The sequence below is a fragment of the Variovorax sp. genome (assembly GCF_965279555.1).
Lineage (GTDB): Bacteria > Pseudomonadota > Gammaproteobacteria > Burkholderiales > Burkholderiaceae_C > Variovorax.
Genome location: NZ_OZ257247.1, coordinates 1,083,291 through 1,098,676, shown reverse-complemented (window position 1 = coordinate 1,098,676; position 15,386 = coordinate 1,083,291). Strand labels below are relative to the sequence as shown.

Sequence of the window (15,386 nt, the reverse complement as noted above, 5' to 3'; positions counted from 1 at the left end):
AACCTATCACTCAACCACCTCTACACGCCGCCGGCAACTTCGCCAGCGGCTTTCCGGTTTCAACGGCACCGACATGCAGCGCCCTTTCGACCTTGCCCTGCCGGCATCGTACCGGCCGCTGCTGCCGGCAAGACACCGCGACGGCGGGCCGCCGGAAACCACTACCACTGCGTGCATGGACGGGCAAAGATGAAAGACAACAAGATGAACCGCCTTCTCCTGACCGGCGCCGCCGGCGGCCTCGGAAAGGTGCTGCGCGAGCGGCTCAAGCCATTCGCGGAGGTGCTGCGGCTCTCGGACATCGCCTCGCTGGCACCGGCCGCCGATGCGCACGAGGAAGTCGTGCCCTGCGACCTGTCGGACAAGGCGGCGGTCGATGCGCTGGTGGACGGCTGCGACGCCATCGTCCACCTGGGCGGCGTGTCGGTCGAGCGGCCGTTCGAGGAAATTCTCGAAGCCAACATCAAGGGCGTGTTCCACATCTATGAAGCCGCGCGCCGCCACGGCGTGAAGCGCGTGGTGTTCGCCAGCTCGAACCACGTGATCGGCTTCTACAAGCAGAGCGAGCACATCGACGCGCATGCGGTGCGCCGGCCCGACGGCTACTACGGCCTGTCGAAGTCTTTCGGCGAGGACGTGGCGCAGTTCTACTTCGACCGCTGGGGCATCGAGACCGTCAGCATCCGCATCGGCTCCTCGTTCCCCGAGCCGGCCAACCGCCGGATGATGAGCACCTGGCTCAGCTACCACGACCTGACGGCGCTGATCGAGAAATCGCTGTTCACCCCCTACGTGAAGCACACGGTGGTCTACGGCATGTCGAACAACCGCGACGTGTGGTGGGACAACAGCGCCGCCGCGCACCTGGGCTTCCTGCCGCGCGACAGCTCGGAAGTGTTCCGCGACAAGGTCGAGGCACAGCCGCCCGTCGCGCCGACCGACCCGAACGCCATCTACCAGGGCGGCGCCTTCACCGCACAAGGCCCGTTCGGCGATGAGCGCTGAACTCGTTCTCGACGCGCGCAACGGCACCGGCGAAAGCCCGGTGTGGCATGCGCGCGAACAGGCGCTCTACTGGGTCGACATTCCGGCGCGCACGCTGAACCGCTGGCATGCAGGCGAAGGCCATGCGAAGTGGACCGCCGGCGAAATGATCGCCTGCATCGCGCCGCGCGCCGACGTGCCCGGCGAATGGCTCGCCGGCATGGAAAGCGGCCTGTTCTCCCTGAAGCCGCAGGCCGACGGCACGCTGGCCGCCACCTCCCTGGCGCCCGTCGAACACGCCGCCCCGGCCATGCGATTCAACGACGGCCGCTGCGACCGCCAGGGCCGCTTCTGGGCCGGCACGATGCTGCTCGACATGGCGGCGGGCGCACGCGTCGGCCGCCTCTACAGCTACGGCAAGGGCGACCGCGCTGCCACCCTGCGCCTCGACGACCTCATCGTGCCCAATGGCCTGGCCTTCAGCCCCGACGGCCGCACGATGTATCTCTCGGATTCGCACCCCACGGTGCAGGCCGTCTGGGCCTTCGACTACGACACGCAAACCGGCACCCCCAGCAACCGCCGCCTCTTCATCGACATGAAGCCCCTGCCCGGCCGCCCCGACGGCGCGGCCATGGACACCGACGGCTGCTACTGGATCTGCGGCAACGACGCCGGCCTGGTGCACCGCTTCACGCCCGACGGCCGGCTCGACCGCTCGCTCGAAGTGCCGGTGAAGAAGCCCGCGATGTGCGCCTTCGGCGGCGCCGGGCTCGACACCCTCTTCGTCACCTCCATCCGACCCGGCGGCATCGACCTGTCGGACCAACCACTGGCCGGCGGCGTGTTCGCGCTGCGGCCCGGCGCACAGGGCCTCGCGGAGCCCGCTTTCGGCATCTGACCCGTTTATCGATCCATCCATCCGCTGCGTTTTCTTTTCATCCACCGAGGAGCATCAAAAATGAAATCACTACAAATGAAGAAGCTGTCGGGCCTGATCGCGATTGGTTTGATCGCATTCACGGCAAGCAACGCCACCATGGCGCGAACCTTCCGTTCCGCCGAGGTGCACGCCAAGGACTTCCCCACCAACCAGGCGGTGAAGTTCATGGGCGATGAACTGTCGAAGGCCACGGGTGGCAAGGACAACATCAAGATCTTCGCGGACAGCTCGCTGGGCTCCGAGAAGGACACGGTCGAACAGGTGAAGATCGGCGCGCTCGACATGGTGCGCGTGAGCAGCGCGTCGTTCCACGGCATCGTGCCGGAGTCGGTCATTCCGTCGCTGCCCTTCCTGTTCCGCGACATCGAGCACTTCCGCAAGGCGATGTACGGCCCGGCCGGCGACAAGGTGCTCGCAGCCTTCGAGAAGGCCGGCTTCATCGGCCTGTGCATGTATGAAAGCGGCGCGCGATCGGTGTATGCCAAGAAGCCGATCAAGTCGGTGGCCGACATGAAGGGCCTGAAGATCCGCGTGCAGCCCTCCGACCTGATGGTGAGCCTGGTGAGCGCCACCGGCGCCTCGCCCACGCCGATGCCCATCGCCGAGGTCTACACGGGCCTGAAGACCGGCCTGGTGGACGCCGCAGAGAACAACTATCCCTCGTACGAAGAGGCCAAGCACTTCGAGGCCGCGCCGGTGTACTCCGAGACCATGCACGTCATGACGCCCGAAGTGCTGGTGTTCTCCAAGAAGATCTGGGACACGCTCACCAAGGAAGAGCAGGTCGCGATCCGCAAGGCCGCCAAAGACTCGGTGCCCTACTACGTGAAGCTGTGGGAGCCGCGCGAGAAGGACGCCAAGGCGGCCGTCATCAAGGGCGGCGCCAAGATCGTCGCGGCCTCCGAGATCGACCGCAAGGGCTTCGTCGACGTCGAGAAGCCGGTGTGGGACAAGTTCGCGACCACGCCGGAGCAGAAGGCGCTGGTGCAGGAAATCGTCAACACCAAGTGACGCGCGCCGCACATGAGCCTGCTTACCTCATTGAACGCGCGGCTCTCCCGCTGGGCGATGTACATCGCCTGCGTGTGCCTCGTCGGCCTGCTCGGGGTCGTCGTCTATGGCGTGGTGCTGCGCTACGTCTTCAATGACGCTCCGCCGTATGTCGAGCAGGTCGCGCTGCTGCTGGTGATTTCGGTCGCCATGTTCGGCGCCTCCGCCGGCGTGCGGGACGCCGGGCACATCGGCCTCGATTCGCTGGTGAAGGCCCTGCCACCCAAGGGCCAGTTCTGGTGCAAGGCGCTCACCTGCGTGCTGACCATCGGCTTCGCCGTGGCGCTGTTCGCGGGCGGCGCCGAGATGGCAGTGTCCACGCGCGAATCGACGATTCCCACGCTGGGCCTGTCCGAAGCCGTGCGCTACGTGCCGATCCTCTTCGCCGGGGTGCTGATCACCCTCTTCTCCATCGAGCACCTGGCTGCTCAGTTCACCGGCCAGAAGGTCGTTCCATCATGGCATTGACAGTGCTGTCCCTCAGCTTCGTGCTGTTCCTGCTGCTGGGGATGCCCGTGGCCTTCGCCATCGGGCTGAGCTGCCTGGCCACGTTCGCCTACGAGGGCCTGCCCTTCGAGACCGCCATCCAGATGATGGTGTCGGGCATGAACGTGTTCTCGTTCCTGGCCATTCCGTTCTTCATCTTCTCGGGCGAACTGATGCTGCACGGCGGCATTGCGGACAAGATCGTCGCCTTCGCGCGCAGCCTGGTGGGCCACTGGAAGGGCGGCCTCGGGCTGGCCAACGTGGTGGCGTCCACGCTCTTCGGCGGCGTCTCGGGTTCGCCGGTGGCCGACACCTCGGCCATGGGCGGCGTGATGATCCCGATCATGAAGCGCGAGGGCTACAGCGCGGCCTACGCGGTGAACGTGACGACGCATGCATCGCTCTCGGGCGCGCTGATGCCGACCTCGCACAACATGATCATCTACGCCTTCGCCGCGCAGGCCGCGGTGGGCACGATCGACGGGCACATCATCAAGGGCGTGTCCATCGGCGACCTGATGTTCGCAGGGCTGATCCCGGTGTTCTGGATCATGGTGTGCATGCTGGTGGCCGCCTACTGGCAGGCCGCCAAGCACGGCTACCCCAGGCGCACCGACGGCAGCACCATGGTCGAGCGCTTCCCCGGCTGGGGCATGGTGGGCAAGACCTTCCTGTCGGCCATTCCCGGCCTGATGGTGATCGTGATCATCCTGGTCTGCGTGATGCAGGGGGTGGCAACAGCCACCGAGGCGGCGGCCATCGCGGTGACGTATTCGTTATTGCTCACGGTGGTGGCCTACCGCACGATGACGCGCGAGAAGCTCTTCAAGTCGCTGGCCAAGGCCTCGAAGACCACCGGCGTGATCCTGCTGCTGATCGGCGTGTCGAACATGCTGCGCTACCAGATGGCCTACCTGGAGATCCCGGACGCCATCGAAACAGTGCTGCTGGCCGCCACCTCCAGCCCCTGGCTGATGCTGCTGTACATCAACATCATCCAGATCTTCCTGGGCATCTTCCTGGACATGGCGGCGCACATCCTGATCACCACGCCGCTGTTCCTGCCGCTGGCCATCCAGATGGGCGTGGGCCCGGTGCAGTTCGGGATGATGCTGCTGCTGAACTGCGCGCTGGGGCTGGTGCATCCGCCCGTGGGCACGGTGCAGTTCATCGGCTGCGCCATCGGCAAGATATCCATCGGGGAGGCGACGAAAACCGCGTGGCCCTACTATCTGGCGATCTTCATCGCCATCACCCTGGTGACCTACGTGCCGGCCTTCTCCACCTGGCTGCCCACGATGCTGACCGGCCACAAGGTGCTGTAAGCAAAAAGAGGTTCGCACGATGAGCAACGCCACCGGAGCCTCGCCGCTCTACATCCGCATCCACGCCAACGACAACGTCGCCATCGTCGCCAACGACGGCGGCCTGAAGGCCGGCGCCGAGTTCGCCGACGGCCTCCGGCTGGTGGACAACGTGCCCCAGGGCCACAAGGTGGCTCTCACCGACCTGGCGGAGGGCGCGGCCATCGTCCGCTACAACGTGGTGATCGGCTATGCGCAGAAGGCGCTGCCGCGCGGCAGTTGGGTGCACGAGCGCGTGATGCGCATGCCGGTGGCGCCGGAACTCGACGGCCTGCCCATCGCGACCGTCAAGCCCCCTGCCCTGCCGCCGCTGGAGGGCTACACCTTCGAGGGCTACCGCAACGCCGACGGCTCGGTGGGCTCGCGCAACATCCTCGCCATCACGGAGACGGTGCAATGCGTGGCCGGCGTGATCGACTTCGCGGTACAGCGCATCAAGGCCGAACTGCTGCCCAAGTACCCGAACGTGGACGACGTGGTGGCGCTGGCACACGGCTACGGCTGCGGCGTGGCCATCGACGCGCCCGACGCCATCGTTCCGATCCGCACGCTGCGCAACATCAGCCTCAACCCGAACTTCGGCGGCGAGGTGATGGTGGTGAGCCTGGGCTGCGAGAAGCTGCAGCCAGAGCGGCTGCTGCCGCCGGGCAGCATCCCCATCGTCGACAAGCGCGGCGAAACCGAAGGCGATGCGGAACTCGACGTGGTCTGCCTGCAGGACGACGAGCACATCGGCTTCATGTCGATGATCGACTCGGTCATGCGGCAGGCCGAAGTGCATCTGGCGCGCCTGAACGCACGCCGCCGCGAGACCGTGCCCGCCAGCGAGCTGGTGGTGGGGGTGCAGTGCGGCGGCAGCGACGCGTTCTCCGGCGTCACCGCCAACCCCGCCGTGGGCTTCTGCACCGACCTGCTGGTGCGCGCGGGCGCCACCGTGATGTTCTCGGAAGTGACCGAGGTGCGCGACGGCATCGACCAGCTCACCTCGCGCGCCTCCACGCCGGAGGTGGCCGAAGCCATGATCCGCGAGATGGCCTGGTACGACGCCTACCTGCAGAAGGGCCGCGTCGACCGCAGCGCCAACACCACGCCGGGCAACAAGAAGGGCGGCCTGTCGAACATCGTCGAGAAGGCGATGGGCTCCATCGTCAAGTCGGGCTCGGCGCCGATCACGGGCGTGCTCGCGCCGGGCGAGAAAGCCACGCAGAAGGGCCTGATCTACGCGGCCACGCCGGCCAGCGATTTCATCTGCGGCACGCTGCAGCTGGCGGCCGGCATCAACCTGCATGTGTTCACCACCGGCCGCGGCACGCCCTACGGGCTGGCCGAAGTGCCGGTCATCAAGGTCGCCACGCGCAGCGACCTGGCGCGCCGCTGGCACGACCTGATGGACGTGAACGCAGGCCGCATCGCCGACGGCGAGGCCACGATCGAAGACATCGGCTGGGAGATGTTCCACCTGATGCTCGACGTGGCAAGCGGCCGCAAGAAGACCTGGGCCGAGCACTGGAAGCTGCACAACGCGCTGGTGCTGTTCAACCCGGCGCCGGTCACCTGAACAACCCGTAAGGAGCAAACACATGGAAGACCTCAAGGACAAGACCGCCCTCGTCACCGGTGCCAGCACCGGCATCGGCGCGGCGGTGGCCATTGCGTTCGCGGCGCGCGGCATGCGCGTGGCGGTGCACTACAACAGCTCGGCGGCCGCGGCCAACCAGGTGGTCGAGACCATCCGCGCGGCGGGCGGCGCGGCAGTGGCGGTGAAGGCCGACGTGCGCGACACCGGCGCGATCCGCGACAGCGTGAAGCAGACGGTGGCCGAGTTCGGCGGCATCGACGTGCTGGTCAACAACGCCGGCAGCCTGGTCAAGCGCGTGCCCATCGCCGAGTTCGACGACGCGCTGTTCGACGAGGTGATGCACATCAACGCGCGGTCGGTTCTCGCGTATTGCCGCGAGGTGGTGCCGCTGATGCGCGCGCAGGGCGGCGGCAACATCATCAACGTGACCTCGGTCGCGGCGCGCACTGGCGGCGGGCCGGCCGCGTACCTGTACGCGGGCTCGAAGGGCTTCGTGAGCACCGCCACGCACGGCCTCGCGAAGGAACTGGTGGGCGACCGCATCCGCGTGAACGCGGTGGCGCCGGGCGTCATTCAGACGCCCTTCCAGGACCGCTTCTCGACGCCCGCGATGCTCGATAACTTCCGCGCCAGCATTCCCATGGGCCGCCTCGGCGAGCCCGAAGAGTGCGTCGGCGCTTTCCTGTATCTCGCCTCGGACCAGCTCTCGGCCTATGTCACGGGGCAGGTGATCGAAGTGAACGGGGGGCAGTACATGCCCTGACCGCGCACGTTTTTTCCAGCAACCGCAAAACCAATAACGGAGACAAGACAGATGACGACGGAATTCCTGCGCAAGCTCGCGGCCCTCTCGGGTGCGCTCGGCCTTGCATTCGGCTTAGCGGCGCCCGCCGCGCAAGCCGCCGGCAACGACTACCCGAACCACACGGTCGAGCTGATCGTGCCCTACCAGCCCGGCGGCGGCACCGACGCGCTGGCCCGCGCCTTCGCCGACGCGAGCCGCAAGCACACGTCCGAGAGCATCGTGATCGTGAACCGCCCCGGCGCGGGCGGCGCCATCGGCTGGAACGAGGTGATCCATTCGCGGCCCGACGGCTACAAGCTGGCGGTGCTCACGGTCGAATTGCTGACGCTGCCCCACCTGGGCCTGGCCAAGTTCAACTACGACGACTTCCAGCCGATCGCGCAGCTCAATGCCGACCCGGCCGCCATCACCGTGAAGGCCGACTCGCCCTACAACACCATCGAAGAATTCCTGGCCGCCGCCAAGAAGAAGCCGGGCGAAATGGGCGTGGGCAATTCGGGCACCGGCTCGATCTGGCACCTGGCGGCATCGGCGCTGGAGGACAAGACCGGCGCCAGGTTCAACCACATCCCGTTCCAGGGTGCGGGCCCGGCCGTGCTGGCGCTGCTCGGCGGCCACGTCGATGCGGTGGCGGTGAGCCCGGCCGAGGTATCGACCTACGTTCAGGCCGGCAAGCTCAAGATGCTGATGGTGATGGCCGACAAGCGCCTGGCTGCCTTCGACAAGGTGCCGACCGCCAAGGAGCGCGGCATCGACATCTCCATCGGCACCTGGCGCGGCCTCGGCGCGCCGAAGAACACGCCGCCCGAAGTGATGGCCAAGCTGCGCGACATCGCCGCCAAGACCGCCAAGGAGCCGCTGCTGCGCGAGGTGATGGACAAGCAGAACCTGGGCTACGCCTACACCGACGGCGCCGCCTTCAAGGAAACGCTGGCCAAGGACAACGAGTACTTCAAGGCGCTGATCACCAAGCTCGGCATCAAGCCCTGAGCCCCGGGGCAACATAAGGAGACAAGACCATGCAACGCCGCGCACTCATCCGCACCGCCCTTGCCTCTTCGCTTGCCGCCGGTCTTCCGGCAGCCTTCGCGCAGAGCAGCAGCAACTGGCCGACGGGCAAGGCCATCACCTACCTCGTGCCGTTTCCCGCCGGCGGCACGACCGACGTGCTGGGCCGGCTCATTGCACAGAAGCTCGGCCCGGTGCTTGGCACGAGCGTCATCATCGACAACAAGGGCGGCGCCGGCGGCAGCGTGGGCTCGGAGGTCGGCGCTCGCGCCGCGCCGGACGGCTTCACGCTGGTGGGCGGCACCATCAGCTCGCACGCCATCAACGTGAGCCTGTACCCCAAGATCGGCTACGACCCGATCAAGTCGTTCGCGCCGGTGACGCTGATCGGCACCAACCCGGTGGTGCTGGTGGTGAGCCAGAACAGCCCGTACAAGACGCTGAAGGACATCCTGGAAGCGAGCAAGGCCAAGTCGGGCGGGCTGTCGTCGGCCTCGGCGGGCACGGGCACGTCGCAGCACCTGGCGCTCGAACTGCTGGCGTACAAGTCGGGCGTGAAGTTCACGCACATTCCCTACAAGGGCAGCGGCCCGGCGATCCAGGACGCCATCGGCGGACAGGTCGACATGATGTTCGACACCACGGTGGTGGCCGGCCCGCACATCCAGAGCGGCAAGCTGCGCGCCATTGCGGTGACGTCGTCGAAGCGGCTGGCCTCGCTGCCCGACGTGCCGACGATCGCGGAATCGGGCCTGCCGGGCCTGAAGGACTTCGAAGTGGTGTCGTGGCAGGCGATCTTCGTGCCGGCCGCCACGCCGGCGCCTGTGGTCGACCGGCTGCACACCGAGATCCGAAAGATCCTCGCGACACCCGAGATGCAGGACAAGCTCAAGGGCTTCGGCATGGAACCGGCCGACATGACGACGACGCAGATCGCGGCCTTCCAGAAGGCCGAGGTGGAGAAGTGGGCGCAGGTGATCAAGGCCGCCGGAATCAAGGCCGATTAGCAGGCAAGGCCAATACCGAGGGAAGCTTCCTACGCCCCGCCTTGGAAGCCCTTTATAGAATGCCCCTCCAATTCGCATTCCAGGCCCCCACCACGTGTCCGACCGCTCCGCCGTACTGCCCCAATACCTGTTCCCCAAGCAGGCCCTGACCAATTTCGCCGGCTGGGTCGCGGGCAAGGAGCGGGGGGCGGTCACTACCTGGATCATCCGGCGCTTCGTGGCCAAGTACGGCGTGGACATGGGCGAGGCGCTCGAGTCGGACATCCACCACTACAAGAGCTTCAACCAGTTCTTCACGCGCGAACTCAAGCCGGGCGTGCGCCCGCTCGCGCAGGCCGACCTGACCTGCCCGGTGGACGGCGCGATCAGCCAGTTCGGCCCGATCCGGGGCGACCAGATCTTCCAGGCCAAGGGCCATGACTACACGACCACCGCGCTGGTCGGCGGCGACGCCACGCTGGCGGCCAAGTTCGCGCACGGCAGTTTCGCGACCCTCTACCTGAGCCCGAAGGACTACCACCGCATCCACATGCCCTGCGACGGGCGGCTGGTGCGCATGATCCACGTGCCCGGCGACCTGTTCTCGGTGAACCCGACCACGGCGCGTGGCGTGCCCGGCCTGTTCGCGCGCAACGAGCGCGTGGTGTGCGTGTTCGAGTCGGCGCACGGCCCCTTCGTGCTGGTGCTGGTGGGCGCCACCATCGTCGGCAGCATGGCCACGGTGTGGCACGGCGTGGTCAACCCGCCGCGCGTGGGCGAGCTGCGCGAGTGGAGCTACAACGACCAGCAGATCGACATCCGCAAGGGCGACGAGATGGGCCGTTTCTTGCTCGGCTCGACGGTCGTCATGCTGTTCCCGGCGCCTGCGCTGGCGTTCAACCCCGACTGGTCGCCAGGGCGTTCGATCCGGCTGGGCGAAGCCATGGCCAACTATTCCAGTTTGTGAGGCTTTGTCTCACAACCCGCATGCCGCATGCCTTCACAGCTATAAAACTAGTAGCATCACAATCCTTTGCGCTATAGTCGTCTGCCACCCGGACGGTTCATAACCACACACAAGAGAACGCGCGCCATCGCCCCTGCCCCCAGGTCCGCGGCACGCCCAGCTTCGAGGAGATGATGTCGATGAGTACCAAGGAAAACGCAGCCGTCAGCCAGCTGCTCGCCCTGCTCGAAGCCCGCTATGCGCTGCGCGTGCTCTGGGCGCTGCGCGACGGTCATGCCCAGACCTTCCGGCTGCTGCAGGACAGCGTGGGCGGCATCACTCCCAATACGCTCAACACCCGCATCAAGGAACTGCGCGAGGCCGGCATCGTCGGCCACGGCAGCGACGGCTACAGCCTCACGCTCAGCGGACAGGACCTGCTCAAGCGGCTGTCCGACCTGCAGGCGTTTGCCGGCAAGTGGCAGCTGGGGCAGATCAAGAAGGCCGCGGCGCCGGCAGCGCCTGCAGCCCCCTCGCCCGCCGCTGCCGTCCCGGCGCCGGCACCGCAGACCCCGGCCGCAGAGCCCGCTGCCGTACCCGCGCAGCCCGGCGACGACACCAGCCACGGCTGACGGCCGACAGGCCGGGCGAATCCGGCCTCGGTAAACTCCGCGCCTTCGATTCATTCTTCTCACATCGACGCAAGGAGCGTTTCCCATGCCAACCACCCCCTCCGGCCTGCAATACGAAGACACCGAAGTCGGCACCGGCGCCGAAGCCAAGGCTGGCCAGCACGTGCACGTGCACTACACCGGCTGGCTCTACAACGACGGCACCCAGGGCGCCAAGTTCGACTCCAGCCGCGACCGCAACGACCCGTTCGCGTTCTCGCTGGGCGCCGGCCAGGTCATCAAGGGCTGGGACGAAGGCGTGGCCGGCATGAAGATCGGCGGCAAGCGCACGCTGATCATCCCCGCCTCGCTGGGCTACGGTGCCCGCGGCGCCGGCGGCGTGATCCCCCCGAACGCCACCCTGAAGTTCGACGTCGAGCTGCTCGACGCCCACTGATTCGGCCTCGCCCCCAGGCTGCGCGCACTTCGTGTCGCTTCGCCAACCCCCACCGGGGGCAACACCTGCGGCCCGGCAAAGCCGGTTCCGCGGTGTTCCGCGAGAAAACACCCTCGAAAACCTCGTGCAGCGGCCCACTTGGCCGCATTTTTTCGCTTGAAATGCTCCCGGCCAGCCCCAAGTGGTTGGCTATCGTTTGTTTTCCGGCTCACGCCGGTTCTTTGAAAAATGTCTGACCCGCAACAATCCGCACAGAATTCACAAATGCTGCAAGGCGAGCCAAGCCCCGAAGAACTGGAGGCCGCGCAAGCCGCCAACGAAGCCGACGCCCTCGCCGCACTGGCGCAGGCCCAAGGCGAGCTGGCTGCCCTGCAGGCCAAGAACACCGAACTGGCCGACCAGTACCTGCGCGCCCAGGCTGACGTGCAGAATGCCCGCCGCCGCGCCGACGAAGAAGTCTCCAAGGCCCGCAAGTTCGCCGTGGAAGCCTTTGCCGAGAGCCTGCTGCCGGTGACCGACAGCCTCGAAGCCGGCCTGGCCGTCAAGGACGCCACCCCCGAGCAGATCCGCGAAGGCGCCGAAGCCACGCTTCGCCAGCTCAAGAGCGCGCTCGAACGCAACAAGGTGATCGAAGTGGCCCCCGCCCCCGGCACCAAGTTCGACCCGCACCAGCACCAGGCCATCTCGGTGGTGCCCGCCGACCAGGAGCCGAACACGGTGGTGACCGTGCTCCAGAAGGGCTACACCATCAACGAGCGCGTGCTGCGCCCGGCGCTGGTCACGGTCAGCGCGCCGAAGTAAGCCACCCCGCATTCACCGGCACACAAGATTCCCACAGGAAATCCCCGCTTCATACCTTGAATCGCGACGGGTTATCCACAAGTTCATAACAACATATTTTTCAGGCTTTCAGGAGTAAGAACATGGCAAAGATCATCGGCATCGACCTCGGCACCACCAACTCGTGCGTGTCGATCATGGAAGGCAACACCACGCGTGTGATCGAGAACTCGGAAGGTGCCCGCACCACGCCGTCGATCGTCGCGTACCAGGAAGACGGTGAAGTGCTGGTCGGTGCCTCGGCCAAGCGCCAGGCCGTCACCAACCCCAAGAACACGCTATACGCGATCAAGCGCCTGATCGGCCGCAAGTTCGAGGAAAAGGAAGTCCAGAAGGACATCGACCTGATGCCCTACACCATCGCCAAGGCCGACAACGGCGACGCGTGGGTGGAAGTGCGCGGCAAGAAGATGGCCCCGCAGCAGGTCAGCGCCGACATCCTGCGCAAGATGAAGAAGACCGCCGAAGACTACCTCGGCGAAACCGTCACCGAAGCCGTGATCACGGTGCCGGCCTACTTCAACGACGCCCAGCGCCAGGCCACCAAGGACGCCGGCCGCATCGCGGGCCTCGACGTCAAGCGCATCATCAACGAGCCCACCGCTGCCGCGCTGGCCTTCGGCCTCGACAAGCAGGACAAGGCCGACCGCAAGATCGCCGTGTATGACCTCGGCGGCGGTACCTTCGACGTGTCGATCATCGAAATCGCGGACGTCGACGGCGAGAAGCAGTTCGAAGTGCTGTCGACCAACGGCGACACCTTCCTGGGCGGCGAAGACTTCGACCAGCGCATCATCGACTACATCATCGGCGAGTTCAAAAAGGAACAGGGCGTCGACCTGAGCAAGGACGTGCTGGCCCTGCAGCGCCTGAAGGAAGCCGCTGAAAAGGCCAAGATCGAGCTGTCGAACAGCGCGCAGACCGACATCAACCTGCCCTACATCACGGCCGATGCCACGGGTCCGAAGCACCTGAACATCAAGCTCACCCGCGCCAAGCTCGAAAGCCTGGTCGACGAGCTGATCGAGCGCACCATCGCTCCCTGCCGCCTGGCCATCAAGGACGCCGGCATCAGCGTGGGCGACATCAACGACGTGATCCTGGTCGGCGGCATGACCCGCATGCCCAAGGTGCAGGACAAGGTGAAGGCCTTCTTCGGCAAGGAACCGCGCAAGGACGTGAACCCCGACGAAGCCGTGGCCGTCGGCGCCGCCATCCAAGGGCAAGTGCTCTCCGGCGATCGCAAGGACGTGCTGCTGCTCGACGTGACCCCGCTGTCGCTGGGCATCGAGACCATGGGCGGCGTGATGACGAAGATGATCGCCAAGAACACGACCATCCCGACGAAGTTCGCGCAGACCTTCTCGACCGCCGAGGACAACCAGCCGGCCGTGACCATCAAGGTGTTCCAGGGCGAACGCGACATCGCCTCGGGCAACAAGCTGCTCGGCGAGTTCAACCTCGAAGGAATTCCGCCGGCATCGCGCGGCACGCCGCAGATCGAGGTGAGCTTCGACATCGACGCCAACGGCATCCTGCACGTCGGCGCCAAGGACAAGGGCACCGGCAAGGAAAACAAGATCACCATCAAGGCGAACTCGGGCCTGAGCGAGGACGAGATCCAGAAGATGGTGAAGGACGCAGAGCTGAATGCGGCCGACGACAAGAAGAAGCTCGAGATCGTGCAGGCCCGCAACCAGGGCGAAGCCATGGTCCACAGCGTGAAGAAGTCGCTGGGCGAGCACGGTGCGAGCCTGGAAGCCGCCGAGAAGGACGCGATCGAAGCCGCGATCAAGGACCTGGAAGAAGCCCTCAAGGGTGAAGACAAGGCCGCGATCGAGGAAAAGACCAACACGCTCATGACCGCAAGCCAGAAGCTCGGCGAGAAGATGTATGCCGAATCGCAGGCCGCGGCCGGCGCCTCGGCAGCTTCGGGTCCGGCGGGCGCGGAAGCCGGCGCACATGCGCAGGCCGACGACAACGTGGTCGACGCCGAAGTCAAGGAAGTCAAGAAGGGCTGATCTTCAGTCCCTTGGACAAGGCTGGAACACCTGCGGAGGTGCTCCAGCCTTTCTCGCTTCAAGTTACCCGAGTTTCCGCTGCTTCCCTGATCTGCTGATCGACCTGCCATGGCCACCAAACGCGACTACTACGAAACCCTCGGCGTCCCCAAGAACGCGAGCGAGGATGAAATCAAGAAGGCTTATCGCAAGCTCGCGATGAAGCACCACCCCGACCGAAACCACGGCGACACCGCAAAGGACGCCGAGGCCAAGTTCAAGGAGGTGAAGGAAGCCTACGAAATGCTGTCCGACGGACAGAAGCGCGCAGCCTACGACCAGTACGGCCACGCCGGCGTCGACCCCAACATGCGCGGCGGCCCGGGCGCGGAAGGCTTCGGCGGCTTCGCGGAAGCCTTCGGCGACATCTTCGGCGACGTGTTCGGCGGTGGCGGCCGCGGCCGCACCAGCAGTGGGCGCCAGGTGTTCCGCGGCAGCGACCTCAGCTACGCGATGGAGATCACGCTCGAGGAAGCCGCGGAAGGCAAGACGACCGAGATCCGCATCCCGACCTGGGACGAGTGCGACACCTGCCACGGCTCGGGCGCCAAGCCCGGCACCAAGCCCATCACCTGCACGACCTGCCACGGCGCGGGCGCGGTGCAGATGCGCCAGGGCTTCTTCAGCGTGCAGCAGACCTGCCCCACCTGCCACGGCAGCGGCAAGATCATTCCCGAGCCCTGCACCGCGTGCCACGGCCAGGGCAAGATCAAGCGCAACAAGACGCTCGAAGTGAAGATCCGCGCGGGCATCGACGATGGCCAGCGCATGCGCGTCACCGGCAGCGGCGAGCCGGGCGTCAACGGCGGCCCGCCGGGCGACCTGTACATCGAGATTCGCCTCAAGAAGCACGACATCTTCGAGCGCGACGGCGACAACCTGCACTGCGTGGTGCCAGTGAGCATGACCACGGCAGCGCTGGGCGGCGAGATCAACGTGCCCACGCTCAAGGGCGCGGCGGCCATCGACATTCCCGAAGGCACGCAGAGCGGCAAGCAGTTCCGCCTGCGCGGCAAGGGCATCAAGGGCGTGAACTCCAGCTATCCCGGCGACCTGTACTGCCACGTGCGCGTCGAGACGCCTGTGAAGCTCACCGAGTTCCAGCGCAAGCTGCTGAAGGACCTCGACGACTCCCTCAAGAAGGGCGGCGAGAAGCACAGCCCGACCGACAAGGGCTGGTTCGACAAGGCGAAGGAGTTCTTCAGTTGAACTCGATGCCGCGGTAACTTGACCGCACCACATCCACTACAAGGGCCGCGATCGCGGC

Annotated in this window: 15 protein-coding genes; all 15 read left to right on the top strand. The window is 66.2% G+C overall.

Features of this window, described 5'->3' with window-relative positions; translation table 11 throughout:
• Window positions 1-189: 189 nt before the first annotated feature.
• Complete coding sequence (locus ACQY8B_RS05400) at window positions 190-1,005, top strand: NAD-dependent epimerase/dehydratase family protein (protein ID WP_422085748.1); 816 nt, start codon at window positions 190-192, stop codon at window positions 1,003-1,005.
• Window positions 995-1,885, top strand: coding sequence for an SMP-30/gluconolactonase/LRE family protein (locus ACQY8B_RS05395; protein WP_422085747.1), 891 nt, complete (start codon window positions 995-997; stop codon window positions 1,883-1,885). Before ACQY8B_RS05400 ends, ACQY8B_RS05395 begins: the two co-directional genes overlap by 11 nt.
• A gap of 60 nt (window positions 1,886-1,945) precedes the next feature.
• The gene (locus ACQY8B_RS05390) at window positions 1,946-2,938 is read left to right on the top strand and encodes a TRAP transporter substrate-binding protein (protein WP_285414454.1); all 993 of its coding nucleotides are present in this window, start codon (window positions 1,946-1,948) and stop codon (window positions 2,936-2,938) included.
• Between the two features lie 12 nt (window positions 2,939-2,950).
• Complete coding sequence (locus ACQY8B_RS05385; RefSeq protein WP_422085746.1) at window positions 2,951-3,445, top strand: TRAP transporter small permease; 495 nt, start codon at window positions 2,951-2,953, stop codon at window positions 3,443-3,445.
• The gene (locus ACQY8B_RS05380; RefSeq protein ID WP_285414452.1) at window positions 3,436-4,788 is read left to right on the top strand and encodes a TRAP transporter large permease; all 1,353 of its coding nucleotides are present in this window, start codon (window positions 3,436-3,438) and stop codon (window positions 4,786-4,788) included. Before ACQY8B_RS05385 ends, ACQY8B_RS05380 begins: the two co-directional genes overlap by 10 nt.
• 19 nt (window positions 4,789-4,807) lie before the next feature.
• Window positions 4,808-6,385 (top strand): galactarate dehydratase, encoded by a 1,578-nt coding sequence (gene garD / locus ACQY8B_RS05375; protein WP_422085745.1) that lies wholly within the window; start codon window positions 4,808-4,810, stop codon window positions 6,383-6,385.
• Between the two features lie 22 nt (window positions 6,386-6,407).
• Window positions 6,408-7,169 (top strand): SDR family NAD(P)-dependent oxidoreductase, encoded by a 762-nt coding sequence (locus ACQY8B_RS05370; protein WP_422085744.1) that lies wholly within the window; start codon window positions 6,408-6,410, stop codon window positions 7,167-7,169.
• 51 nt (window positions 7,170-7,220) lie between these two features.
• Window positions 7,221-8,201, top strand: a complete 981-nt coding sequence (locus ACQY8B_RS05365) for a tripartite tricarboxylate transporter substrate binding protein (protein ID WP_422085743.1) — start codon at window positions 7,221-7,223, stop codon at window positions 8,199-8,201.
• Window positions 8,202-8,230: 29 nt separating this feature from the next.
• Window positions 8,231-9,226 carry a Bug family tripartite tricarboxylate transporter substrate binding protein gene (locus tag ACQY8B_RS05360; RefSeq protein ID WP_422085742.1) on the top strand — a complete coding sequence of 332 codons (996 nt, stop codon included), beginning with the start codon at window positions 8,231-8,233 and terminating at the stop codon, window positions 9,224-9,226.
• A 94-nt stretch (window positions 9,227-9,320) separates the two neighbouring features.
• Window positions 9,321-10,172: an archaetidylserine decarboxylase gene (gene asd, locus ACQY8B_RS05355; protein WP_422085741.1), complete on the top strand. Its 852-nt coding sequence runs from the start codon at window positions 9,321-9,323 to the stop codon at window positions 10,170-10,172.
• 179 nt (window positions 10,173-10,351) lie between these two features.
• Window positions 10,352-10,783: a winged helix-turn-helix transcriptional regulator gene (locus ACQY8B_RS05350; RefSeq protein ID WP_422085740.1), complete on the top strand. Its 432-nt coding sequence runs from the start codon at window positions 10,352-10,354 to the stop codon at window positions 10,781-10,783.
• An 85-nt stretch (window positions 10,784-10,868) separates the two neighbouring features.
• Window positions 10,869-11,219, top strand: a complete 351-nt coding sequence (locus tag ACQY8B_RS05345; RefSeq protein ID WP_056590059.1) for an FKBP-type peptidyl-prolyl cis-trans isomerase — start codon at window positions 10,869-10,871, stop codon at window positions 11,217-11,219.
• A gap of 264 nt (window positions 11,220-11,483) precedes the next feature.
• On the top strand, window positions 11,484-12,020 hold the full coding sequence (grpE, locus tag ACQY8B_RS05340; RefSeq protein WP_422085739.1) for a nucleotide exchange factor GrpE: 537 nt from the start codon (window positions 11,484-11,486) through the stop codon (window positions 12,018-12,020).
• A gap of 122 nt (window positions 12,021-12,142) precedes the next feature.
• Complete coding sequence (gene dnaK / locus ACQY8B_RS05335) at window positions 12,143-14,080, top strand: molecular chaperone DnaK (protein ID WP_081268602.1); 1,938 nt, start codon at window positions 12,143-12,145, stop codon at window positions 14,078-14,080.
• 108 nt (window positions 14,081-14,188) lie between these two features.
• On the top strand, window positions 14,189-15,328 hold the full coding sequence (dnaJ, locus tag ACQY8B_RS05330) for a molecular chaperone DnaJ (RefSeq protein ID WP_205367295.1): 1,140 nt from the start codon (window positions 14,189-14,191) through the stop codon (window positions 15,326-15,328).
• Window positions 15,329-15,386 lie beyond the last annotated feature (58 nt).

Excerpts from the sequence above, each read along its gene's own strand:
- ACQY8B_RS05400 (WP_422085748.1), top strand. The coding sequence starts at position 190 with ATGAAAGACAACAAGATGAACCGCCTTCTCCTGACCGGCGCCGCCGGC.
- ACQY8B_RS05395 (WP_422085747.1), top strand. The coding sequence starts at position 995 with ATGAGCGCTGAACTCGTTCTCGACGCGCGCAACGGCACCGGCGAAAGC.
- ACQY8B_RS05390 (WP_285414454.1), top strand. The coding sequence starts at position 1,946 with ATGAAATCACTACAAATGAAGAAGCTGTCGGGCCTGATCGCGATTGGT.
- ACQY8B_RS05385 (WP_422085746.1), top strand. The coding sequence starts at position 2,951 with ATGAGCCTGCTTACCTCATTGAACGCGCGGCTCTCCCGCTGGGCGATG.
- ACQY8B_RS05380 (WP_285414452.1), top strand. The coding sequence starts at position 3,436 with ATGGCATTGACAGTGCTGTCCCTCAGCTTCGTGCTGTTCCTGCTGCTG.
- garD (WP_422085745.1), top strand. The coding sequence starts at position 4,808 with ATGAGCAACGCCACCGGAGCCTCGCCGCTCTACATCCGCATCCACGCC.
- ACQY8B_RS05370 (WP_422085744.1), top strand. The coding sequence starts at position 6,408 with ATGGAAGACCTCAAGGACAAGACCGCCCTCGTCACCGGTGCCAGCACC.
- ACQY8B_RS05365 (WP_422085743.1), top strand. The coding sequence starts at position 7,221 with ATGACGACGGAATTCCTGCGCAAGCTCGCGGCCCTCTCGGGTGCGCTC.
- ACQY8B_RS05360 (WP_422085742.1), top strand. The coding sequence starts at position 8,231 with ATGCAACGCCGCGCACTCATCCGCACCGCCCTTGCCTCTTCGCTTGCC.
- ACQY8B_RS05350 (WP_422085740.1), top strand. The coding sequence starts at position 10,352 with ATGAGTACCAAGGAAAACGCAGCCGTCAGCCAGCTGCTCGCCCTGCTC.
- ACQY8B_RS05345 (WP_056590059.1), top strand. The coding sequence starts at position 10,869 with ATGCCAACCACCCCCTCCGGCCTGCAATACGAAGACACCGAAGTCGGC.
- grpE (WP_422085739.1), top strand. The coding sequence starts at position 11,484 with ATGCTGCAAGGCGAGCCAAGCCCCGAAGAACTGGAGGCCGCGCAAGCC.
- dnaK (WP_081268602.1), top strand. The coding sequence starts at position 12,143 with ATGGCAAAGATCATCGGCATCGACCTCGGCACCACCAACTCGTGCGTG.
- dnaJ (WP_205367295.1), top strand. The coding sequence starts at position 14,189 with ATGGCCACCAAACGCGACTACTACGAAACCCTCGGCGTCCCCAAGAAC.